General features: G+C 58.8%; 26 protein-coding genes and 1 tRNA gene. 9 read left to right on the forward strand and 18 right to left on the reverse strand.

All coding sequences use genetic code 11. The features are described from left to right. The first annotated feature begins 2 nt into the window (after positions 1-2). The 3 genes from sctS to sctU are packed head-to-tail and all read left to right on the forward strand — an operon-like array spanning position 3 to position 2,159. The gene (sctS, locus tag AACU78_RS26245; RefSeq protein WP_058411467.1) at positions 3-266 is read left to right on the forward strand and encodes a type III secretion system export apparatus subunit SctS; all 264 of its coding nucleotides are present in this window, start codon (positions 3-5) and stop codon (positions 264-266) included. A 10-nt stretch (positions 267-276) separates the two neighbouring features. Beyond that, a complete protein-coding gene (sctT, locus tag AACU78_RS26250; RefSeq protein WP_106578737.1) occupies positions 277-1,065 on the forward strand; it encodes a type III secretion system export apparatus subunit SctT in 789 nt (262 codons plus the stop codon). Further along, on the forward strand, positions 1,062-2,159 hold the full coding sequence (gene sctU, locus AACU78_RS26255; RefSeq protein WP_106578545.1) for a type III secretion system export apparatus subunit SctU: 1,098 nt from the start codon (positions 1,062-1,064) through the stop codon (positions 2,157-2,159). Before sctT ends, sctU begins: the two co-directional genes overlap by 4 nt. 94 nt (positions 2,160-2,253) lie before the next feature. Here sctU and hrpT read toward each other — a convergent pair whose 3' ends face one another. The 17 genes from hrpT to AACU78_RS26340 all read right to left on the reverse strand — a co-directional run bounded on the left by hrpT (position 2,254) and on the right by AACU78_RS26340 (position 16,134). After that, positions 2,254-2,457: an HrpT family type III secretion system protein gene (gene hrpT, locus AACU78_RS26260; RefSeq protein WP_106578546.1), complete on the reverse strand. Its 204-nt coding sequence runs from the start codon at positions 2,455-2,457 to the stop codon at positions 2,254-2,256. Continuing rightward, entirely contained in the window at positions 2,454-4,589 is a 2,136-nt protein-coding gene (gene sctC / locus AACU78_RS26265) for a type III secretion system outer membrane ring subunit SctC (protein ID WP_106578547.1), read from the reverse strand. The genes hrpT and sctC overlap by 4 nt, the downstream gene beginning before the upstream one ends. Positions 4,590-4,852: 263 nt before the next feature. After that, positions 4,853-5,086, reverse strand: a complete 234-nt coding sequence (locus tag AACU78_RS26270) for a hypothetical protein (protein ID WP_106578548.1) — start codon at positions 5,084-5,086, stop codon at positions 4,853-4,855. Positions 5,087-5,177: 91 nt separating this feature from the next. Then, positions 5,178-5,783 (reverse strand): type III secretion system stator protein SctL, encoded by a 606-nt coding sequence (gene sctL / locus AACU78_RS26275; protein WP_106578549.1) that lies wholly within the window; start codon positions 5,781-5,783, stop codon positions 5,178-5,180. Next, the gene (locus AACU78_RS26280; protein ID WP_106578550.1) at positions 5,761-6,342 is read right to left on the reverse strand and encodes a type III secretion protein; all 582 of its coding nucleotides are present in this window, start codon (positions 6,340-6,342) and stop codon (positions 5,761-5,763) included. The genes sctL and AACU78_RS26280 overlap by 23 nt, the downstream gene beginning before the upstream one ends. Then, on the reverse strand, positions 6,335-7,120 hold the full coding sequence (gene sctJ, locus AACU78_RS26285) for a type III secretion system inner membrane ring lipoprotein SctJ (RefSeq protein WP_106578551.1): 786 nt from the start codon (positions 7,118-7,120) through the stop codon (positions 6,335-6,337). Before sctJ ends, AACU78_RS26280 begins: the two co-directional genes overlap by 8 nt. A 4-nt stretch (positions 7,121-7,124) precedes the next feature. Further along, positions 7,125-7,490 (reverse strand): hypothetical protein, encoded by a 366-nt coding sequence (locus AACU78_RS26290; RefSeq protein WP_106578552.1) that lies wholly within the window; start codon positions 7,488-7,490, stop codon positions 7,125-7,127. A gap of 85 nt (positions 7,491-7,575) precedes the next feature. Beyond that, complete coding sequence (locus AACU78_RS26295) at positions 7,576-7,743, reverse strand: hypothetical protein (protein ID WP_157986803.1); 168 nt, start codon at positions 7,741-7,743, stop codon at positions 7,576-7,578. A 256-nt stretch (positions 7,744-7,999) separates the two neighbouring features. Then, positions 8,000-8,914, reverse strand: coding sequence for a sigma 54-interacting transcriptional regulator (locus AACU78_RS26300; protein WP_106578553.1), 915 nt, complete (start codon positions 8,912-8,914; stop codon positions 8,000-8,002). 304 nt (positions 8,915-9,218) lie between these two features. Next, positions 9,219-10,319: a redox-regulated ATPase YchF gene (gene ychF / locus AACU78_RS26305; RefSeq protein ID WP_101266309.1), complete on the reverse strand. Its 1,101-nt coding sequence runs from the start codon at positions 10,317-10,319 to the stop codon at positions 9,219-9,221. A gap of 21 nt (positions 10,320-10,340) precedes the next feature. Further along, on the reverse strand, positions 10,341-10,925 hold the full coding sequence (pth, locus tag AACU78_RS26310) for an aminoacyl-tRNA hydrolase (RefSeq protein WP_010213318.1): 585 nt from the start codon (positions 10,923-10,925) through the stop codon (positions 10,341-10,343). A 168-nt stretch (positions 10,926-11,093) separates the two neighbouring features. Continuing rightward, positions 11,094-11,696, reverse strand: coding sequence for a 50S ribosomal protein L25/general stress protein Ctc (locus tag AACU78_RS26315; protein ID WP_106578554.1), 603 nt, complete (start codon positions 11,694-11,696; stop codon positions 11,094-11,096). Between the two features lie 138 nt (positions 11,697-11,834). Next, positions 11,835-12,776, reverse strand: coding sequence for a ribose-phosphate pyrophosphokinase (locus tag AACU78_RS26320; RefSeq protein ID WP_003208392.1), 942 nt, complete (start codon positions 12,774-12,776; stop codon positions 11,835-11,837). Positions 12,777-12,822: 46 nt separating this feature from the next. After that, positions 12,823-12,897: transfer RNA gene (locus AACU78_RS26325), tRNA-Gln, on the reverse strand. 36 nt (positions 12,898-12,933) lie between these two features. Further along, entirely contained in the window at positions 12,934-13,737 is an 804-nt protein-coding gene (ispE, locus tag AACU78_RS26330; RefSeq protein WP_218911254.1) for a 4-(cytidine 5'-diphospho)-2-C-methyl-D-erythritol kinase, read from the reverse strand. 50 nt (positions 13,738-13,787) lie between these two features. Then, positions 13,788-14,405, reverse strand: coding sequence for a lipoprotein insertase outer membrane protein LolB (gene lolB, locus AACU78_RS26335; protein ID WP_106578556.1), 618 nt, complete (start codon positions 14,403-14,405; stop codon positions 13,788-13,790). Between the two features lie 4 nt (positions 14,406-14,409). Continuing rightward, on the reverse strand, positions 14,410-16,134 hold the full coding sequence (locus tag AACU78_RS26340) for a tetratricopeptide repeat protein (RefSeq protein WP_106578557.1): 1,725 nt from the start codon (positions 16,132-16,134) through the stop codon (positions 14,410-14,412). 182 nt (positions 16,135-16,316) lie between these two features. Here AACU78_RS26340 and hemA point away from each other — a divergent pair, with 182 nt between their 5' ends. The 6 genes from hemA to AACU78_RS26370 all read left to right on the forward strand — a co-directional run bounded on the left by hemA (position 16,317) and on the right by AACU78_RS26370 (position 21,682). Beyond that, positions 16,317-17,606, forward strand: a complete 1,290-nt coding sequence (gene hemA / locus AACU78_RS26345) for a glutamyl-tRNA reductase (RefSeq protein ID WP_106578558.1) — start codon at positions 16,317-16,319, stop codon at positions 17,604-17,606. Next, on the forward strand, positions 17,603-18,685 hold the full coding sequence (gene prfA, locus AACU78_RS26350) for a peptide chain release factor 1 (RefSeq protein WP_106578559.1): 1,083 nt from the start codon (positions 17,603-17,605) through the stop codon (positions 18,683-18,685). The genes hemA and prfA overlap by 4 nt, the downstream gene beginning before the upstream one ends. Then, the gene (gene prmC / locus AACU78_RS26355; protein WP_106578560.1) at positions 18,686-19,516 is read left to right on the forward strand and encodes a peptide chain release factor N(5)-glutamine methyltransferase; all 831 of its coding nucleotides are present in this window, start codon (positions 18,686-18,688) and stop codon (positions 19,514-19,516) included. After that, a complete protein-coding gene (gene moeB, locus AACU78_RS26360) occupies positions 19,510-20,265 on the forward strand; it encodes a molybdopterin-synthase adenylyltransferase MoeB (RefSeq protein ID WP_106578561.1) in 756 nt (251 codons plus the stop codon). Before prmC ends, moeB begins: the two co-directional genes overlap by 7 nt. After that, the gene (gene murI / locus AACU78_RS26365) at positions 20,258-21,052 is read left to right on the forward strand and encodes a glutamate racemase (protein ID WP_106578562.1); all 795 of its coding nucleotides are present in this window, start codon (positions 20,258-20,260) and stop codon (positions 21,050-21,052) included. The genes moeB and murI overlap by 8 nt, the downstream gene beginning before the upstream one ends. A 111-nt stretch (positions 21,053-21,163) precedes the next feature. Continuing rightward, positions 21,164-21,682 carry an acyloxyacyl hydrolase gene (locus AACU78_RS26370; protein WP_106578563.1) on the forward strand — a complete coding sequence of 173 codons (519 nt, stop codon included), beginning with the start codon at positions 21,164-21,166 and terminating at the stop codon, positions 21,680-21,682. Between the two features lie 147 nt (positions 21,683-21,829). On the opposite strand, the gene AACU78_RS26375 is transcribed toward AACU78_RS26370, so the two are convergent. After that, entirely contained in the window at positions 21,830-22,135 is a 306-nt protein-coding gene (locus AACU78_RS26375; protein WP_016977069.1) for a YkgJ family cysteine cluster protein, read from the reverse strand. Positions 22,136-22,162: the final 27 nt, after the last annotated feature.

Below are 22,162 nucleotides of genomic sequence, written 5' to 3' on the forward strand. Positions count from 1 at the left end.
CCATGGAACCGATCGTACTGTTCAAGCAGGGCATGCTGCTGGTGGTGGTGTTGTCGGCACCACCGCTGATTGTGGCGGTGATCGTCGGCGTGCTGACGTCGCTGGTGCAAGCCCTCATGCAGATACAGGATCAGACCCTGCCCTTTGGCATCAAGCTGGTTGCGGTGGGCATCACGCTGATATTGACGGGGCGCTGGATTGGCGTGGAGCTGATTCAACTGATCAATCTGATGTTCGACATGATCGCTCGCTCGGCACTGAACTGAGGGCATGCACGTGCTGCTTTATCTTGAATATCTGCCAAGTCTGCTGGTGGCCATGGCGCGCATTTATCCCTGCGCGATCCTGGTGCCGGCGTTCTGTTTCCAGCATCTGCGCGGCATGCCCCGGCACGTGATCGTGATGGTCATGGCGTTCATTCCGGCTCCCGGCATCCATGCGGTACTGGCGGGCCAGGACTATTCGGCGCTGATGATCATCGGGCTGATGCTCAAGGAGGTCGCCCTGGGCTTTTTGCTGGGGGTCTTGTTGGCCATGCCTTTCTGGATGTTCGAGTCGGTTGGCGCGCTGCTGGACAACCAGCGTGGCGCCCTGGCGGGTGGCCAGCTCAACCCGTCATTGGGGCCGGATGCAACACCTGTGGGGCATCTGTTCAAACAGCTGGTGATTTACTTGCTGATCGCAGTCCTGGGCCTGAGCGTGCTTACCCAAGTGATCTGGGACAGTTACCTGCTATGGCCGGCCACCGCTTGGGTGCCGCTGCCGGCAGTCAATGGTTTCAGTATTTTCCTGGGGCTGCTCGGCGATACCTTTACCCACATGATGCTCTACGCTGCGCCGTTCATTGCGGTGCTGATGTTTCTGGAGTTCGGTATCGCGCTATTGGGCGTCTACAGCCAGCAGCTGCAAGTGAGCACGCTGGCGCCGCCGGTCAAATGCCTGGCGGGTATCGGGATTCTGTTGCTGTACTTTGCGTTGCTGCAGGACCTGATCGTTGGGCGCTTGAATGTGCTTGGCGATCTTAAACACTCACTCGGGCTGATGTTCCAGGTCTCGACGCCATGAGTGACTCCGGTGAAAAGAAGCACCCGGCCTCAGCCAAGAAACTGCGCGATCAACGCAAGAAAGGTCAGGTTTCCCAAAGCCAGGATGTCAGCAAGCTGCTGGCGCTGACGGCCATCAGTGAGGTTGCGTTGTTCACCGCCGAAACCAGTTTGCAGCGCTTTCAGCAACTGATGGTGTTGCCAATGTCGAGTATGGCTCAGCCTTTTACGCGGGCGCTGGAGACGGTGCTGTTTGAAGGGTTGATGATGTTTTTCGCGTTCGCTCTGTTGATGGCCGGATTGGCAATTGCCGCGAAGCTGATCAGCAGTTGGATGCAGTTCGGGTTTCTGTTTGCTCCCGAGACCTTGAAGCTCGATTTCAATCGGCTCAATCCCCTCAAGCAGCTCAAACAGATGTTTTCCGCGCAATCGGTCATGAACCTGTTGATGAGCCTTACCAAGGCAGTTCTACTGGGCGTGATTTTGTACGTGGTGATCAAACCTTCTTTGGGCGCGCTGATTAACCTGGCCAGCAGTGACCTGCAAACCTACATCCTGGCGTTGATCATTCTGTTCCGTCACTTGTTGCATGCCTGCCTGGGGCTTTTGCTGGTGATGGCGCTTATCGACCTGGCGTTGCAAAAACACTTCTTCGCCAAGCGCATGCGCATGACCCAGGTCGAGGTCGTCAAAGAGTACAAAGACATGGAGGGTGACCCGCATGTGAAGGGGCAGCGCCGTTCATTGGCCCAGCAACTGGCCCAGGAGGAACCGAAGGTCAAGCTGCCCAAGCTGGAAGAGGCCGATATGCTGGTGGTCAACCCGACGCATTTTGCCGTGGCGCTGTACTACCGCCCGGGTGAGACGCCGCTGCCCATGCTGGTATGCAAAGGCACGGATGACGCGGCGCGCGAACTGATCCACCAGGCCAAGGCCGCTGAGGTGCCGGTGATTCAGTGCGTGTGGCTGGCGCGCACGCTCTACACGAACAAACTGGGCGCGAGCATCCCCCGCGACACCCTGCAGGCCGTGGCGCTGATCTATCGCACGTTGCGTGAGCTGGATGATGAAGCCAAGCGCGAAACCCTGGAGCTGCCGGCGCTGGAGGTGCGCTGATCAGCGCACCGAACCTGCGCGAAGCCAGGGTCAGGTGAGCCGCCGCGCTGCTCACCTGGCGGCCCGGCAACAGCCGGCGTTGATCGCGGAACACTCATCGTTCCAGCGAAATTGTCTGGTAATCCGCGCACTCTCCTGAAGGGCCGGGCTCGACGCGCATCTGCGGCGGCCACCAGATTACCAACGTATCTTTGGTCGATTGCGGGCGTGAGCAGGAGTCGCCTTTGCACGTGGGAGCGCAGCCGGCGATGAGCAGCACGGTGCCGATCAGGGTGATGCACAACAGGTGGCGTTTCATGGGGCGACCTTCTTCTGAGTGGGAGTGATCAAGGAAGGGCGGGGCACGCCGATGTGTTCATCCTTCACCACCGGGCGCATGGCGATAAAGACCTCGGCTTCTTCACCCGGTTTGAGCCAGGCACGTGGCCATACCGTGACGGCCAGGGTCTGCGAATTGCTGCACTCCTTTTCGTCGATACGCACATTGCGCTTGATCTGATTGCGCACCACCACCACCGCCACATTGAACTGCGGGCCGGCGTACCACTGGCTGCGCTCGGTGTTCATGGCCAGTAGATCGCGGGTGTTGCACAAGGTGTCCAGGCCCAATGGCATCGGTGCCGCCTTGAAGGCCAGGGGCACTTGCCCGGTCACCAGATTGGCCAGGGTGCTGGTGATGTCGCTGCGCTTGATAACCGGCGGGTGTTCGGCGTAACGCCTGGCCAGGGGCTTGAGTGCGGCCTGCAGCTCCACTTGATCTTCCTGCGGCAAATACCGTGAAGGGTCCGCCTGATCGCCGATGACGCGTGGCGTCAGGATGAACAAACGCTCGCGGCGGTTGTTCTGGCGTTCGCTGGAGGAAAACAGCGCCTTGCCCAGCAACGGTATGTCGCCCAGCAGTGGAACCTTGTTGCGCTTGTCGGTGCTTTCGGTGACATGGAAACCACCGACCACCAGCGAGCGTTTTTCCGCCATTACTGCCTGGGTGCTGACATTGCCCCGACGCACGTCGGGGCCGATGCGATCCGGGTTGGATTCATCGAAGTTGCCGTCCTCGATATCCACCATGAGGTGCACCTGATGAGTGCCACGGGTGGTAATCACCCTGGGTATCACTTGCAGGCTGGTACCGACCGTGATCGGCAGGATCGTTGCGACCTCCGTGCCTGCGGTCAGGTATTGGGTGCGGTTGAAGTCAATGACCGAGGGCTGGTTTTCCAGGGTGAGCACCGAGGGGTTGGACACCATGGTTGCCAGGCCGCGCTGCTCCAGGGCGCGTATCTTGGCAAAGAAGCGGTCACGGTTTTCGATCGACAGCTGCGATGAACTCCCAGGGGCCATTCTCATGTCGCTGCTGAAATGGCTGTTGCCCCAGTTGACCCCGAATTCGCGCAGTTGAGAGCGCTCTATGTCGAGGATGATTGCGTCGATTTCCACCATTTTGCGCGCCACGTCGAGCTGGGTAATCAGCTCTCGGTACATGACCTGCCGTTCCGGGAGGTCGTAGATCAGGACGGCGTTGTTGCGCACGTCGGCCTCTACGCGGATTTTGCCTGCCGACACCGGAGCGCGCGGGGAGAGCGTGGCGCCAGAGGCCAACTGGCCTGGGTCCGCTGTCTGGCCGAACATTTGCCCGAGCATGGGATTGCTCAACCGCGCAAAGTTCGGCGTGATGGGCGAGGGCTGTGAGGCAAAGGGGCGCGGGGTAAGCGTCGACAGGGATGCCGTCGCCCGCGGCTCCAATAAGCCCTTCAGCATGCTGGCAACGCCAGGGATGACTATTTTTTCGCCGCGGTAATCGATCTGGCGATCTCCCGCGTTGGCGAATTTCAGCGGGTAGCTGAGCACGCTTTGTTTTTCGTCGGGTGATTTACGCTGGCTGCTGAATTGCTTGATCTGTTCGATGTAGCGCTTGGGGCCAGAGACCAGCACCACCCCGTCATCGGGCAGTTCACCCCAGCCGAAACGACTGTCGAGCAAGCCGATATCGGTCAGGGCCCGCTTGAGGTCGGCGACGGTCTCGGAAGAAACCTCCAGGCGCGCGGACTCTTGCAGGTCCAGGGTGCTGATATAGAGGGTGTTGTTGTACAAGTACCACTGAAAACGGTGTTCAACGCCCAGCCTGTCGAGTAACGACTGCGGGGTATTGGCGCGTATCTTGCCATTTACGATGCCCTCCAGCAGACCGTCGACTTGCAGTTGCGTGCCAAACGTCTGGGCGAAGTCCTCCAACACATCCCGCAGGGGCTTATGCTCGGCTTCATAGGCGTAGGCGGTGTTTTTCCATTCGGATGGGATGGCGGCGAGGGGGCTGTGCAGCGGCGCCAACAACAAGGGCAGCGCAAGCAAACAACGCCAGTGGGCGCGTTTTGCCAGAGCCGCGGGCGAGTTTAAACGCAAGCCAGTGTGCTTGTTGATCTTGCTATACATGACAGGTTCTCTGTTTCAGTGCGAAAGCGTCGTAATGAAGTGGGCCGAATTTGCGCCCAGCCGTTGTCAGGCGCGCCGTTGCGCTGCGCCAGGTGTCACGTTGGTTGAGAGGTACTTCAAGGGTTTGCTATCAAGTGGCGGGCATTGCACCCACCGGAGATGGCGTATGGCCCGAGCCCGGGCAAGGGCTGACTTGCGGTTCAAGTCGCCGCCTGGTCTGTTCACGACCACCCAAGCCGTCAGTCAGCGTTTGCCACCAGCCACTAAACGACATTGATGGCCGATTTAACCGTTTCGTGTTTGTAACTGAGGTAGGTCGAACTCACGGCAAAGTTGTTAACCAGGGCGGACTTTTCCTCAATGAGTTGTTCGAAGAGCCGCGCGCTGTCTTCGCTTCCTTCGCTGTACGGAATGTCGGCGCTGATCTGGTCAAGGTTTTTTTCGGCTTGCGATTGCTGCCTGTAGAGACTGCTGAGTACGCGTGAGTCAGTATTCATGGCGTTATCTCCAGTGGGTGTGTATCTCTGTGTGGCGGCAGATTGCTCACCAGTTCCAACAACAGGCCTGTGTGGTTAAAAAGAACTGCGTTTACCCAGCAACGTTGTCACTTGATTTGGCCAAGGGTGGAATCGCCACCAGGTTGTCCAGGGCATGCGCCCAGTTGATGTGAAACCCGCCATCTTCCGTCTCAAGCAGCAGCGACTGGGCGGCGATCCCGTCTTCGACTCGAAGCGTCCAGGGCACGCTGCTGTGAAGGTTGAGCCATAGCTCGACGTGTTCACGGTCCAGCGGATTGCACACCAGGTGCGCCTCAACGGTGGGCAGTTGAGCCTCCAGCAGTTTGTTGAGCAGTGTTGTGAGGCGTTGAACAGGCACAGTCTCCTCCAGCAGGGTTCGAATGGCCGCGCTGATGACTGAGCTGGCGACCTGTTCCAAACTTGCCAGCATTGCCTGGCGCTCTGACTCCCAGCGGTGCAGCTGGGTATTGGCGCGTTGCCAGAACTCATCACTGGCACTTTCGAGTATTTTTTCGCATTGCGCCTGGGCCTGGCTGATGCGCGTTTGTGCTTGAGTTTCTGCGTGTTCCAACAGCTGACGGGCCTGGGTGTATTCAGACAGCATTTCCCTGGGGATCAGGGCCGTGGGCAGTTCGTGGGCGGGGGTGTTCAGCTCAATCGTGTGGGCGCAAAACATGGTCGGGGTTCTCGCGAGGGGCGGGCGGCGCGTCATCGACAGCGGTGGAGGTTGCGCGCCAGATCGTGGCTTTCCACAGGGTATCCAACCGGCCGTGGGTGTCTGCCAGTCGAGGATGCTGCTCTAACGTCAGCACCCTTGGGCGAGCAAAATTCAGCCGTAGCCGCTGCCAGACATTGGGCGCGACCCACGCGCGCAGGTAGTGCAATGGGTCGTCGACGTCCACCGGTGTTGAGCCCGTGGGCAGTGCCTTGGCCAGGCGCTGGCACCACAGCAGCTGCTCTTGATTCAACCGGCTGTCGTGGGGCGCGTTGTACACCGCATTAACCAGTGTCAGTGCGAGGTCGCGTTGTTGCGCGCTGCTCAACACCCATTGGAGGAGGGCTGGAGACGTGGGAGGGGCAAGCTCGGGCGCGATGTCGAACAGGCTGCTCACGCGGCGATGATAGGCGCGTGAAAGCGCTGCGGTTTCCACAAAACCCGTTTGCGTGAGCCAGTCGATGTGGGCGTTTTTCCAGGGGAAAGCCCACCATGTTACCCAGCTGAGGTCGTCACTCATGGGCGTGTGCCGGCGCGGTTTGCGGGGTGGGTGTGAAGACTTTTCTGCGGCGCCAGAACAGCCAGGCAATGCCTGCTGACAGAGCGATGATCAGCGGCGCAATCAGGCTGGCGCGCCAGAAACCAAGGTCTTGCTCGGGCACCAGAAAAGGGCCGAGGTAGGTCAGCTGTTGCTGCTCGGTGTAGGCGGTGGCCGGTACAAAAATGACGGTCAGTTTTGTCGTGTTGTCTATGGCCGAGGCCATGCCCGGGATGCTGCTGGCTACCAGTCTGCGCACGCGCGGATTGATATTGTCAGGGTCCAGTCGCGGGTCGTGCTTGATGAAAACCGACGCGGACGCCGGCTGTACCGGCTCGCCTGGCGCGACGCGCTCAGGCAGTACCACATGCACACGCGCGACGATCACACCGTCTATGTTGGATAAGGTCGATTCCAGCTCTTGGGACAGCGCGTAGATGTAGCGTGCGCGCTCTTCCAGCGGGGTGGAGATGACGCCTTCCTTGCGAAAGATATCCCCCAGCGTCGAGCGGGCCGTTTTGGGCAGCCCCGCCGCATCCAGGGTACGCACAGCTCGGCTGATGTCACTTGCCTTGACCCGAACAGCGACCCCGTCTTTGCCGGGCACCTTCTGGGCCCGGATTTGCTTGTCTGCCAGCTCCGCGATGACTTCGTTGGCTTCCTGCTCAGAAATATTGCGATGAAGCTCTACGCTGTCACCGCAACCGGACAGCATCAACACTAATGAAAACAAGAATGGGGCGGTTAGACGGCGGTACATGCAGCTATCCCATGCTTGAAATTTTGTCGACGCCTTTCGCGACGGCGCCAATGACCTTGACGCGTGACATCACGTCGATATGCGCTTCGGCGAGCGACTGGGGGAACTCGTTCGCGTCCTTGGTCTTTTTGTTCAGGCTCGCGTCACGAAAGCCTTTGGATACGCGTCTGGATAAAGTGTCCGAGGCTGTCGCGTCCCACGACTGAGCAGGGGACGCCACGGCAGGCACGATGCCTTTAACGGGCTGCTCGGCCTGGCTGAGTTGGGCGTTGAAAAAGTTGATGTCAGACGCCCGGTTGATCGCGCCAGGCGCCTCGGCTTGAGGGAGAGTGCTGCTGTTTTCCGATTGCCCAGGGGTGGTGATGTACATGTGAATCTCCATCGAACGTATCGAGTGTTACGTGCGTCGTGACGATGAAAACCTCCTCGACCTGGGCAGAGGAGGTCGCGCTGACTTAAGCGAATCGCAAAGACTTAATGCGGCCCGCTTTCGCTGTAGTCAGTTCTTGTTCAGCAGTCTTCTTGGCCTCTTCGACGACTTTCCTTTCTTTATCTGCGTTGATTGCGTCCAGTTGCGCCTGGTTACCCGCGCTGGAACCACCAATACCTGAGATTGAGGACATAGATCACCTTCTTGATTTCAAATGAAGTCTGATAGCGAGTGTTAGCTACCGTCGCGTGTTGAGTGCCTGTGAAGTCACCCACTTATAAGTGGTGCAAGGAAATAAAGCGTTCCAGTATTTATATGTTTAAAATTATTTCCAGTGCTGTTTGCTGAGAAATCATTGTTGTAATGCTTGATGCTATGTATGCGCTAAAGTGCCCGAGGAGGTGCGAGTGGGTAAGTTTTGCCGCACTGCGTCAACTGCACTGTTTCGGTTATAGGTCGAGTTGTTTGATTCGGTGGTAGAGCGTGCGTTTGGCGACACCTAATTCAAATGCGGTGATATCGACACAATGATCATTGCGCCGCAACGACTCTTCAATCAGTGCTTTTTCGATTTGTTGCAGGCGTTCCTTCAGGCTCAGCTTTCCGTCGTGCGGGCTGCTCATGGGCGTAGAGAACGGTGGCAGGCCCAGCACGAAGCGCTTGGCGGACGAACGTAATTCGCGAATATTGCCCAGCCAGGCGTGGCACAGCAGTTGTTGCAATAGCTGGCCGGGAACAGACGGTACGGTGCATTTGAAGTGCTCGGCTTCTTCCCGGACCATCTTCATGAACAGCGGAATGATGCGCTCCCGCTGGTGGCGCAAGGCCGGAAGTTCGAGGCTGACCACATTCAGGCGAAAGTACAGGTCACGCCTGAAGGTACCCAATTCGACCATGTGGTGCAGTGACTGCTGAGCCGAGGCAATAACGCGCATGTCCACCGGGATGAAGCGGGTTGAACCTAGACGCTCCACGCCCCGCGACTCCAGCACCCGCAGCAGTTTGGCCTGCAGGCTCAATGGCATGCTGTCGACCTCATCGAGGTACAAGGTGCCCAGATGAGCCGCTTCGACAAAGCCGGCCCGCGATTGCACAGCCCCGGTAAAAGCGCCGCTGTTGACCCCGAACAATTGGCTCTCCGCGAGGCTTTCCGGGATAGCGGCGCAGTTCACGGCAATGAAGTTACCGCGCCGCCCCGACAAGCGATGGACCCGTTGGGCCAAGGTGTCTTTCCCGGTGCCGGTTTCACCGAGTAGCAGAATGTCGATATTGAGTGACGCTGTGCTGTTAAGGGTGTTTTCAATACCTGAGCTGTCACTGATTGAGATGTCTGTTTCAACTTCCCTATGGTAGGCATCCGACATCAAGTAAGTGCTCCATTATCACTGTGCATCATTCAGGCAACGGTCGACAGGCAAAGGCCTGCAGGTCGCGAATTATAGTTATTTTGTTGTTGTTCTGAAGTAGGAACTTACGCGCAAGACGTAGGAGAAATGAGATAGGTTTGGGGATTATTTTGCTGGGGTGTGTAGTTAGTAAAATGCCGAGGGTTAATAGGATAATTCTTAAGCGTCAGGTTGTTCAGATGGACGTCCATAAGTAGTCACCCACAAAAAAGCCGATGCACTGCATCGGCTTTTTTGTTTGCGGCAATTACCGCAAGGTTACTTATACGTTGAAACGGAAGTGCATGACGTCGCCATCTTTGACGATGTATTCCTTGCCTTCAAGGCGCCACTTACCGGCTTCCTTGGTACCGGCTTCACCCTTGTACTGAATGAAGTCGTTGTAGGCGATGACTTCGGCACGGATAAAGCCTTTTTCGAAGTCGGTGTGGATCACGCCGGCAGCCTGTGGCGCGGTAGCGCCGACCTTGACGGTCCAGGCGCGGACTTCTTCGACACCGGCGGTGAAGTAAGTCTGCAGGTGCAGCATTTCGTAGCCGGCGCGGATCACACGGTTCAAGCCAGGCTCTTCCAGGCCCAGCGCCTCGAGGAACATGTCTTTTTCTTCGCCGTCATCCAGCTCGGCAATTTCGGCCTCGATCTTGTTGCACACCGGCACCACGATCGCGCCTTCTTCCTCGGCGATGGCCTTGACCACGTCGAGCAATGGGTTGTTCTCAAAGCCGTCTTCAGCGACGTTGGCGATGTACATCACCGGCTTGGTGGTCAGCAGGTGGAAGCCTTTGATCACCGCTTTTTCATCGGCATTCATGCTCTTCATCAGGCTGCGCGCTGGCTTGCCCAGGGTGAAGTGAGCGATCAATTGCTCCAGCAGGCCTTTCTGAACCACGGCATCCTTGTCGCCGCCCTTGGCGTTACGCGCGACTTTCTGCAGTTGTTTCTCGCAGCTGTCGAGGTCGGCGAAGATCAGTTCCAGGTCGATGATCTCGATGTCGCGTTTCGGGTCGACGCTGTTGGATACGTGAATCACGTTCTCGTCTTCAAAGCAGCGGACCACGTGGGCGATGGCATCGGTTTCACGGATGTTGGCCAGGAACTTGTTGCCCAGGCCTTCACCTTTCGACGCGCCGGCCACCAGGCCTGCGATGTCGACGAATTCCATGGTGGTCGGCAGGATGCGCTTTGGATTGACGATAGCCGCCAACTCCTGCAGGCGCGGGTCCGGCATGGCCACGATACCGCTGTTGGGTTCGATGGTGCAGAAGGGGAAGTTCTCCGCCGCAATACCGGACTTGGTCAAGGCGTTGAACAGGGTGGATTTGCCGACGTTGGGCAGGCCGACGATGCCGCAATTGAATCCCATGGTGTTTCCCCTCGGTAAGAGTCAGGCCTTCTGGCTGTGCAGGTTTTTCATCGCACGGTTCCATTCACCGGCGAAGATATCCGGCAGCACGCCGAGGGCAAAGTCGATGCTGGCATCGAGTTTTTCCTGTTCGGCGCGTGGCGCACGACCCAGGACGAAATTTGAAACCATACTGGCAACGCCTGGGTGGCCAATGCCGAGCCGCAGACGGTAAAAATTATTCTGATTGCCCAGCTGCGCGATGATGTCGCGCAGGCCATTGTGCCCGCCATGCCCGCCGCCTAATTTGAGTTTGGCAACGCCGGGTGGCAGGTCCAGTTCGTCATGGGCCACCAGGATTTCTTCGGGTTTGATCCGGAAGAAGCCCGCAAGCGCCGCGACGGCTTGGCCGCTGCGGTTCATGTAGGTGGTGGGAATCAGCAGACGAACATCCTGACCTTGATGCGAAAAGCGTCCGGTCAGGCCAAAATATTTGCGATCGGCCACAAGGTTTACGCCTTGGGCGTGGGCGATACGCTCAACAAAAAGGGCCCCCGCGTTATGCCGGGTCTGTTCGTATTCGGCGCCTGGATTTCCCAGGCCAACGATCAGTTTAATGGCAGTCACGACAGGGGCCCTTCCTTTGGAGTTGTGGATAACATCGCCGCAACCTGCGTGCGGCGAAAGTGGACGACAAGAGATCATTTACTCAAGAGTAAACGCCGCGTTATCGCCCGCTTTCTCGCTACGTTTCGGTCCGCGATGTTTCCTCAAGCTCCGGCAATACAGAGTGAATTACTCTGCAGCGCCTTCTTCTTCAGCTTCTGGAGCAACGCGTGGAGCGTGAACGTTGGCAACAGCTTTGTCATCACCGTGAGCCAGTGCGACAAATTCAACGCCTTTAGGGGCCTTGAGGTCGGACAGGTGAACGATTGCGCCGATTTCCAGAGCCGACAGGTCGACTTCGATGAACTCAGGCAGGTCTTTCGGCAGGCAGGTCACTTCGATTTCGTTCAGGACGTGCGAGATCTCGCCGCCTTTCTTGACCGGAGCTTCTTCGCCAACGAAGTGCACTGGAACGATAGCGGTCAGTTTCTGACCGGCTACAACGCGTACAAAGTCAGCGTGCAGCACGTGGCCTTTGGCCGGGTGACGTTGCAGAGCTTTGATGATCACGTTTTGCTTGGTGCCGCCAACGTTCAGTTCGATAACGTGGCTGTAAGCAGCATCGTTTTCGAGCAGTTTGGCGATTTCTTTAGCCAGCATGCTGATGGATTCAGGGGCTTTTTCGCCACCGTAAACTACAGCTGGAACCAGGCTTGCGAGACGACGCAGGCGGCGGCTCGCACCTTTCCCCAGGTCGGAACGCAGTTCAGCATTCAAAGTAAAATCGTTCATGTTGTATCTCCAAAATAACCACATTCGCCCCAGCGTTTGCGACCAGCGCTAAAGGCGATATGGGCAAAAAAGCCCCGCCCCAACAGTATGCTGGGGCGGGGCGCTTTTCGTCAGGTTGATGTCGCTAAGGCGTGAACCTTAACGGAACATCGCACTGATCGATTCTTCGTTGCTGATGCGGCGAACCGCCTCGGCAACTACCGGTGCGATATCCAATTGACGGATACGCGAACAGGCTTGAGCTGCTGCGGACAACGGGATGGTGTTAGTCACCACCAGTTCGTCCAGCATGGAGTTCTCGATGTTCTCGATCGCTCGGCCCGACAGCACAGGGTGTGTGCAGTAGGCGAAGACTTTTGCGGCACCGTGCTCTTTCAAGGCTTTCGCCGCGTGGCACAGTGTGCCGGCGGTGTCGACCATGTCATCAACCAGAATACAGGTACGCCCTTCGACATCACCGATGATATGCATCACTTCAGAGTGATTGGCTTTCTCACGGCGTTTGTCGATGATCCCGAGGTCAACGCCCAGGGATTTGGCAACAGCCCGTGCACGCACGACGCCACCAATGTCCGGGGACACGATCATCAGGTTTTCAAAGCGCTGGTCTTCGATGTCATCCACCAGTACTGGGGAGCCGTAGATGTTATCTACCGGGATATCGAAGAACCCTTGAATTTGGTCAGCGTGCAGGTCAACCGTGAGAACACGGTCGATGCCTACCACGGTCAGCATGTCAGCAACGACTTTCGCGCTGATAGCCACACGTGCGGAACGCGGACGGCGATCCTGACGGGCATAACCAAAGTAAGGGATTACAGCTGTGATTCGAGTCGCTGAGGAGCGGCGGAAGGCATCAGCCATCACGACGAGTTCCATCAGGTTATCGTTGGTCGGAGCGCAGGTCGGCTGAATAATGAAGACATCTTTACCGCGGACGTTTTCATTGATCTCGGCTGTAATTTCACCGTCGGAGAATTTACCGACAGAGATGTCACCGAGAGGGATATGCAGCTGACGTACGACACGTCGAGCCAGATCGGGGTTGGCATTCCCCGTAAAGACCATCATCTTGGACACGCGCAGTACCTAGAGGCTGAGGGTAACCTGGATGAGTATTAGAAAATGGCAGGGGCGGCTGGATTCGAACCAACGCATGGCAGGATCAAAACCTGCTGCCTTACCGCTTGGCGACGCCCCTGTATCTGTTGCAACGAGTACCCAGTACTCGGTTCCTTTAGAGCAGACTTTGCAGCTTGCGATGCAACATCGAAACGTTGCTTCCCTTTGCTACAAACCCTGTAAGGGTCTCTGTAAGAAGGGCCGAGACTTTATCAGCTTCAGCTTTGCTTGGGAAGCCCCCAAACACACAACTTCCAGTTCCGGTTAATTTTGCTTCGGTAAATTTACCTAACAAATTCAAAGCGTTACGTACCTCTGGATAACGCCTTGCTACAACCGGTAAGCAGTCATTTCGACTGTTTCCCTTGGGAACGGGGCGCACTTTAATGGGAGGAGAGTTACGTGTCAACAGTGGATCTGAAAAAATTTCTGCTGTACTTACAGATACTTGCGGAACAAGCACGACATACCACGGCTCTTCGGGGTATTCCGGGGTGAGTTTCTCCCCCACGCCCTCGGCAAAAGCGGCGTGTCCACGCACGAAAACCGGGACGTCAGCGCCCAGCGTCAGGCCCAGCGTAGCCAAGCGATCGTGGTCCCAACCCAGTTGCCACAAGTGATTGAGGCCGAGCAGCGTCGTCGCGGCATTTGAGCTGCCACCGCCGATGCCACCGCCCATGGGCAAAATTTTATCGATCCAGATGTCGATGCCCAGGGGGCACCCGGATTGTTCCTGAAGTTTTTTTGCGGCCTTCACAATCAGGTTGCTGTCGTGGGGCACGCCTGCGAATTCGGTGTGCAGCTGAATCACGCCATCATCGCGTACGGCGAAGGTCAGTTCATCGCCGTAGTCCAGAAATTGAAACAGCGTCTGCAGCTCGTGGTAGCCGTCTTCACGGCGACCCAGAATGTGCAGCATCAAGTTGAGTTTGGCGGGGGAGGGCAGCGTCAGCGTTGTAACAGTCACGTTTATTGCCCCAGCTTGCGCGGTTGCCAGTCCTTGATCACCAGTGTGACGTCAAGGTCGGTGCCATGCAGCTTGATGCGCTCGGGCAGCCAATAACCGCTCTGTTGCACGTAGCTGAGGTACTCCACCTGCCAGCCGTCTTGCTCAAGCGTGGCCAGCCGACTGTCGCCATTGAGGCTCAGGCGACTTTTGCTGTCCGGCGCGGGCAAACCGCGAACCCACCACACCAGGTGCGAAACGGGCAGCTTCCAGCCTATTTGCTGCTCCAGCAATTCTTCCGGCGACGCCGCTTCATAGCGTCCCTGGTTGGCCACTTCCAGGCTGACTTGCCCCGGGCGTCCCGTCAGGCGAGCCGCGCCGCGGCCCAGTGGGCCGGACAGGCGAATATCGTAATAGTCCTGACGCTGCAGCCAGAACAACGTGCCGCTGCCGGAATCTTTTGGCGCGCGAACCCCGACCTTGCCTTCGATCTGCCAGCCATCAATGCTGCTGAGCTGATCCTTGTGTTGTTTCCATTGCGCCGGGTTGCCCTGGCCTTCAACGGATTCGCGAGCGCCGAAACCCGCGCAACCGGCGAGCAGGGCGATGAAGCTGAAAACAATTACGTGGCGCAAGAACATAAGCTTAAAGGGTCTCGGATCCGGTCAGGCGCTTGATGGTGCCGCGCAGGATGGGGCTTTCGGGTTGTTCCTTGAGGAATTTTTCCCAGATTTGTCGCGCTTCGCGCTGCTTGCCATTGGCCCACAGCACTTCGCCAAGGTGGGCGGCCACTTCCTGGTCGGGGAAGCGTTCCAGTGCCTGGCGCAGCAAGCGTTCGGCTTCGTCCAGGTTGCCCAGGCGGTAATTGACCCAGCCCAGGCTGTCGAGTACGGCCGGGTCTTCCGGGTTGAGCTTGTGGGCTTGCTCGATCAGCACCTTGGCTTCGGCGTAGCGCGTCGTACGGTCGGACAAGGTGTAACCGAGGGCGTTCAGCGCCATGGCGTTGTCCGGGTCACGCTTGATGATCAGGCGCAGGTCTTTTTCCATCTGCGCCAAGTCATTGCGTTTTTCCGCCTGCATGGCGCGGGTGTACAGCAGATTCAAATCGTCGGGGTATTGCAACAAGGCCTGTTGCAGCAGTTTCCAGGCGCGTTCGCCCTGCTTGTTGGCCGACAAGGTTTCGGCCTGGATCAGGTACAGCTGGATCGCGTAGTCCGGTTCGGCATCGCGCGCTGCGGCCAGGCGTTTTTCCGCCTCGTCGGTGCGGCCGTTGCTCATCAGGATGTCAGCTTGGCGCAATTGGGCCGGCAGGTAGTCGTTGCCAGGGCCGACCTGAGCGTACTCAAGCAGGGCCGCCTGCGGGTCGTTGCGCTCTTCAGCGATACGGCCGAGGTTCAGGTGCGCCGAATCCACATGGCTTTCGCGTTGGATCAGCTCTTCCAGATAACCCTTGGCCTCGTCCCAGGCTTTGGCCTCCAGGCACACCAATGCCAGGGAGTAGCGCAATTCATCGTCGTCCGGGTATTGCTGGACCAGATTGGCGAACTGCACTTTGGCGTCTTCCATACGGTCCTGCTCAACCAGCGTGCGCGCATAAGTCAGGCGCAGGCGCTTGTCGTCCGGATACTTCTTGATGCTCTTTTCCAGCAGAGGAATCGCTTCCTTGCCGCGATTGAGGTTCTGCAGCAGGCGTGCACGCAGCAAAATCGGTGCGATCTCGCCGTCTTCCGGCGGGTTCTGCTCCAGCAGCTTGAGTGCGGCGTCGGCTTCATCATCCTGTTGCAGCAGCAACGCCTTGCCGAAAATCAGCTGGCTGTTTTTCGGGTGCTTTTGCAGCAGGCGGTCGAAACTCTTCATCAGGCCATTGCGCGTGTCCTGGTCGGTGTCGGCAGCCGACAGCGCGAGGAAGTCGAAATGCGTGTCGCCCTTGCCCAGCAGGACTTTCTCCATATAGACCATGGAGTCGTCATAGCGCCCCGCGCGCGCCAGTTGAATGGCCGCGGCCCGCTGCGCTTCCAGGTCGTCCGGTGCGTTTCTCGCCCAGATCAGCGAAGTGTCCAGCGCAGCCTGGTCAGCGCCCAGGTATTCGGCGATGCGAAACGCACGCTCCGAAATACCCGGATCCTGAGTGTTGATGGCCTGGGTCACGTAGTTATCCAGGGCAATATCGAAACGATTGCGCTGGCCGGCGAGTTCGGCGGTCAGCAGGCTGTAGATCGTTTCTTCATTGAACGAGGAATAAACCTTGGGCTTTTCAGGGGCGGGGGTGCTGTCTTCAACCGGCGGCGTACCGTCCGGCGACACGGGTGCCAAGGCCTGGCAGCCGCTGAGGAAGACAAAAGCAAGGAGCAACGCGGAAGATCTATTCATATAGGAAGAGGACGACTAACCTGCGGTCGGATCATCATGACACAAGCCTTCGGCCAAACATAACCGAGTCTCAGTTGGCGCCTTTATAGACACAAGGCATTAGGACAATAGCCTACGGTGGTTGTTCTGAATCATTCGAAGTAGGACAATTGTCGGCTTCCCGACATCATCAGCGATATTGAATGGCCTTCCTCGCACTCGGTATTAACCACAAGACTGCTTCCGTAGACGTGCGCGAGCGCGTGGCGTTTACGCCAGAGCAGTTGGTTGAGGCCTTGCAGCAGCTCTGCCGGCTCACCGACAGCCGCGAAGCTGCGATCCTTTCGACCTGCAATCGCAGTGAGCTTTATATAGAGCAGGAACATCTTTCAGCGGATGGGGTGCTGCGCTGGCTGGCCGATTATCACCATTTGAGCCTCGATGACCTGCGCGCCAGTGCGTATGTGCACGAAGAGGATGCGGCAGTTCGTCACATGATGCGCGTCGCCTCAGGGCTCGACTCGCTGGTGTTGGGCGAACCGCAGATCCTTGGCCAGATGAAATCTGCCTATGCCGTGGCCCGCGAGGCCGGCACCGTGGGGCCACTGTTGGGGCGGTTGTTCCAGGCCACCTTCAACTCGGCCAAGCAGGTGCGCACCGACACCGCCATCGGTGAAAACCCGGTGTCCGTGGCGTTTGCCGCCGTCAGCCTGGCCAAACAGATTTTCAGCGACTTGCAGCGCAGCCAGGCCCTGCTGATCGGCGCCGGCGAAACCATCACCCTGGTGGCGCGTCATCTGCACGACCTGGGTGTAAAGCGCATTGTGGTCGCCAACCGAACCCTGGAACGCGCGAGCATTCTTGCCGAGCAGTTTGGCGCGCATGCGGTGCTGCTGTCGGATATCCCGGCTGAACTGGTGCGCAGCGATATCGTCATCAGCTCCACCGCCAGTCAGTTGCCGATTCTTGGCAAAGGCGCGGTCGAGAGCGCGCTGAAGCTGCGCAAGCACAAACCGATCTTCATGGTGGATATCGCCGTTCCCCGCGATATCGAGCCGGAAGTCGGCGAGTTGGACGACGTTTACCTCTACAGCGTCGACGATCTGCACGAAGTGGTTGCCGAAAACCTCAAGAGTCGCCAGGGCGCCGCCCAGGCCGCCGAGGAGATGGTCAGCACCGGCGCTGAAGACTTCATGGTGCGCCTGCGCGAACTGGCAGCGGTCGACGTGCTCAAGGCGTATCGTCAGCAGGGCGAACGTCTGCGTGACGAGGAATTGATCAAGGCCCAGCGTCTGCTGGCCAACGGCAGCAGCGCCGAAGAGGTGCTGATGCAGCTGGCGCGTGGCTTGACCAACAAGTTGCTTCACGCTCCCAGCGTTCAGTTGAAAAAGCTTACCGCCGAAGGCCGCCTCGATGCGCTGGCCATGGCCCAGGAACTCTTTGCCCTCGGTGAGGGCGCGTCAGATAGCTCTTCGGATAAAAAACCGCAATGAAAGCGTCACTGCTCAATAAACTGGACGTGCTCCAGGACCGTTTCGAAGAACTGACCGCCTTGCTCGGCGATGGCGAGGTCATCTCCGATCAGGCCAAGTTCCGCGCCTATTCCAAGGAATACGCCGAAGTTGAGCCCATTGTGGCCACCTACAAACAGCTGATGAAAGTGCAGGCCGACCTCGAAGGCGCTCAGGCGCTGCTCAAAGACAGCGACCCGGACATGCGCGAAATGGCCGTGGAAGAAGTCCGCGAGGCCAAGGAAAAGCTGGCCGAGCTGGAAGGCGACCTGCAGCGCATGCTGCTGCCCAAGGACCCCAACGACGGGCGCAACGTGTTCCTCGAAATCCGCGCCGGCACCGGTGGCGACGAGGCGGCGATCTTCTCTGGCGACCTGTTCCGCATGTACTCGCGCTACGCCGAGCGCCGTGGCTGGCGCGTCGAGATCCTGTCCGAAAACGAAGGCGAACACGGCGGCTATAAAGAAGTCATCGCCCGAGTTGAAGGCGACAACGTCTACGGCAAACTGAAATTTGAATCCGGCGCGCACCGCGTGCAGCGGGTTCCGGCGACGGAGTCCCAGGGCCGTATCCACACCTCGGCGTGCACCGTGGCCGTGTTGCCCGAGCCGGACGAGCAGGAAGCCATCGAGATCAATCCGGCGGATTTGCGTGTCGACACCTACCGCTCATCGGGCGCTGGTGGTCAGCACGTCAACAAGACCGACTCGGCGATCCGCATCACGCACTTGCCGTCGGGCATTGTGGTGGAGTGCCAGGAAGAGCGTTCCCAGCACAAGAACCGTGCGCGGGCCATGTCCTGGCTGTCGGCCAAGCTCAACGACCAGCAGACCAGCGCCGCCGCCAACGCGATTGCCAGCGAGCGCAAGTTGCTGGTGGGTTCGGGCGACCGCTCCGAGCGCATCCGTACCTACAACTTTGCCCAGGGCCGGGTCACCGACCACCGGGTCAACCTCACGCTTTACTCCCTCGACGAGATTCTCGCCGGCGGTGTGGATGCGGTAATCGAACCGTTGCTCGCCGAATACCAGGCCGACCAATTGGCGGCGATAGGTGAATAAATGACCATCATTGCCAGCCTGCTGCGCGCCGCCGACCTGCCCGACTCGCCCACTGCGCGGCTGGATGTGGAGTTGTTGTTGGCCGCAGCCTTGGGTAAATCGCGCAGCTACCTGCACACCTGGCCGGAAAAAATCGTCAGCAGCGAACATGCGCTGGCCTTTGCTGACTATTTGCAACGTCGTCGGGCCGGTGAGCCGGTGGCGTATATCCTCGGCCAGCAAGGCTTCTGGAAGCTGGACCTGGAGGTCGCACCTCACACGCTGATCCCGCGTCCGGAAACCGAGCTGCTGGTGGAGGCCGCGCTGGAACTGTTGCCCGCCACGCCTGCCAGGGTTCTGGACCTGGGCACCGGCAGCGGCGCCATCGCCCTGGCCTTGGCCAGCGAACGTCCAGCCTGGCAGGTTACGGCGGTCGACCGCGTGCTCGAAGCCGTGGCCCTGGCTGAACGCAATCGCCAGCGCCTGCACCTGAAAAACGCCACGGTGTTGAGCAGCCATTGGTTCAGCGCCCTGCAAGGCCAAACCTTCGACCTGATCATCAGCAACCCCCCGTACATTGCCGATAACGATCCCCATCTGGTGGCCGGCGACGTGCGGTTTGAACCGGCCAGCGCGCTGGTGGCGGGGCATGATGGCCTGGATGACTTGCGGTTGATCATTGCCCAATCTCCAGTCTACTTGAATGCGGCTGGCTGGCTGTTACTCGAACATGGCTACGATCAGGCGGCGGCCGTACGTGATCTGTTGCTTGGCGCAGGCTTTGAAGCGGTACACAGCCGCCTTGACCTCGGCGGCCACGAGCGCATCACCCTGGGACGCCGGCCGTGCTGACCGATCAGGAGCTGTTGCGCTATAGCCGACAGATTCTGTTGCAACATGTCGACATCGAAGGCCAATTGCGCCTCAAAAACGCCCGCGCGCTGATTGTCGGCCTGGGCGGTTTGGGCGCGCCTGTCGCGCTCTACCTCGCCGCTGCCGGTGTGGGCGAGCTGCACCTGGCCGACTTCGACACCGTTGACCTGACTAATCTGCAACGCCAGATCATCCACGACACCGACAGCGTCGGGCAGACCAAGGTCGATTCGGCCCTGCGTCGTCTCGCGGCGATCAACCCTGAAGTCAAACTGCTTGCTCACCGCGCAGCGCTGGATGCCGATTCACTGGCCGCAGCAGTAGCGGCGGTGGACGTGGTGCTCGATTGCAGCGACAACTTTTCTACCCGTGAAGCGGTGAACGCTGCCTGTGTTGCTGCCGCCAAGCCATTGATCAGCGGCGCGGCGATTCGCCTCGAAGGGCAGTTGTCGGTGTTCGACCCGCGCCGCGCCGACAGCCCGTGCTACCACTGTTTGTACGGGCACGGCAGCGACACTGAACTGACCTGCAGCGAAGCCGGCGTCGTCGGTCCGTTGGTTGGCGTGGTCGGCAGCCTGCAAGCCCTGGAAGCCTTGAAATTGCTGGCCGGTTTCGGTGAGCCGTTGGTGGGTCGCTTGCTGCTGATTGATGCGTTGACCACACGTTTTCGCGAATTGCGCGTCAAGCGCGACCCCGGTTGCAGTGTCTGCGGGACGCAGCATGGTTAAGAGCGCGCCCATCGGTGTGTTCGATTCCGGCATCGGCGGCTTGACCGTGCTGGACGAAATTCAGCAGTTATTGCCCCATGAAACGCTGCTGTACGTGGCTGATTGCGGGCATATCCCCTACGGCGAGAAAACCCCTGCATTCATTCTTGAGCGCTCCCGGCGTGTCGCCGAATTTTTCCGCGAGCAAGGCGCCAAGGCGTTTGTGATTGCCTGCAACACGGCGACCGTCGCCGCCGTCGCCGATTTGCGCGAGGACTATCCGGACTGGCCCCTGGTAGGCATGGAGCCCGCCGTCAAACCCGCTGCCGCCGCCACTCGCAGCGGCGTGGTCGGTGTACTCGCCACCACCGGCACCCTGCAAAGTGCCAAGTTCGCCGCTTTGCTTGATCGCTTCGCCACCGACGTGCGTGTGATCACCCAGCCGTGCCCGGGCCTGGTGGAGTTGATTGAAAGCGGCGACCTCGACAGCCCCGAGCTGCGCCAGATGTTGCGCGGCTATGTCGAACCGCTGCTCAGCGCCGGTTGTGACACGATTATTCTGGGCTGCACCCACTATCCCTTCCTGAAGCCGCTTCTGGCGCAGATGCTTCCCCAAAGCATCATCCTGATCGATACCGGCGCTGCCGTGGCACGCCAGCTCAAGCGTTTGCTGGGCGAGCGTGACCTGTTGGCCCGCGGCAACCCTGAGCCGGCCCGGTTCTGGACGAGCGGTAACGTCGATCATTTAAGAAATATCCTACCGACACTATGGAAACATCCCGGAGTTGTGCGAAGCTTCGACGCGTGAAAAATTCGTGAAATACCGGGGTTAGACGCTGAACTTCTGGCTATGCGCGCGCTTCTATAGCGAGTTAGCTTGTACAAAACCATACAACTTCGTTCTCAAGGACTGTTTCTTATGAAGCGCTTGTTCTGTTTGGCTGCGATTGCGGCCGCCGTGGTAGGACACTCTGTTTCGGCCCAGGCCGCTGGCCTGGAATTTGGTGTGGGGAGCACCAGCGATTCGACCATGACCTATCGGTTGGGGCTGACATCGGATTGGGATAAAAGCTGGTGGCAGAGCGATACCGGCCGGCTGACCGGCTACTGGAGCGGCGCTTACACCTATTGGGAGGGCGACAAACGTGCGGGCGCCAGCAGCCTGTCGTTCTCGCCAGTGTTTGTGTATGAGTTTGCCGGGGCATCGGTAAAACCTTACATCGAGGCCGGCATCGGGGTGGCGGCATTCTCGCGCACACGCCTGGAAGACAACAACATCGGCCAGTCCTTCCAGTTTGAGGACCGCCTGGGCTTTGGTTTGCGTTTTACCGGTGGGCATGAGGTGGGCATTCGTGCCACGCACTATTCCAACGCGGGCATCAGCAGCAATAACGACGGCGTAGAAAGCTACGCGTTGCACTACACCATGCCGCTGTAAACCAGCGCAGTTTTCCAGAACCCTGCAAAACCAAATGCGGGAGCGGGCTTGTTCGCGAAGGTGGTGTATCAGTCAATTATTCGGTGACTGACACCCAGCCTTCGCGAGCAAGCCCGCTCCCACATTTAATCCTCGTAACGTTCAGCGCTAGCGATACGCCGTGGCAATTCCTTCACGCTCGGTCAGGCATTCCGGCGCACCCATCTCGAACTCCCGGCAGATCAGCGGCCGTCGCTCGTAAATCGTGCACATCATGGTGTCCCGGTCCAGCGCCGCACACCAGCCATCATCCAGACGCAGCATCACTTCGCCGCCCCAATCGTCGGTATCGATATAGCGCTCCGGCACGCCGGTGTCGGTGATCAACATCACTTCCAATTGGCAACAGCAGGCCGCGCACGTCGAGCAAGTGACGGCGGGTTCGGTGATTTGAGTGTGGGGGATGTTGGTCATAGGCGCGCAGTGTAAGGCAAGCGTGTC

This window comes from Pseudomonas sp. R9.37, assembly GCF_963878885.1.
Taxonomy (GTDB): domain Bacteria; phylum Pseudomonadota; class Gammaproteobacteria; order Pseudomonadales; family Pseudomonadaceae; genus Aquipseudomonas.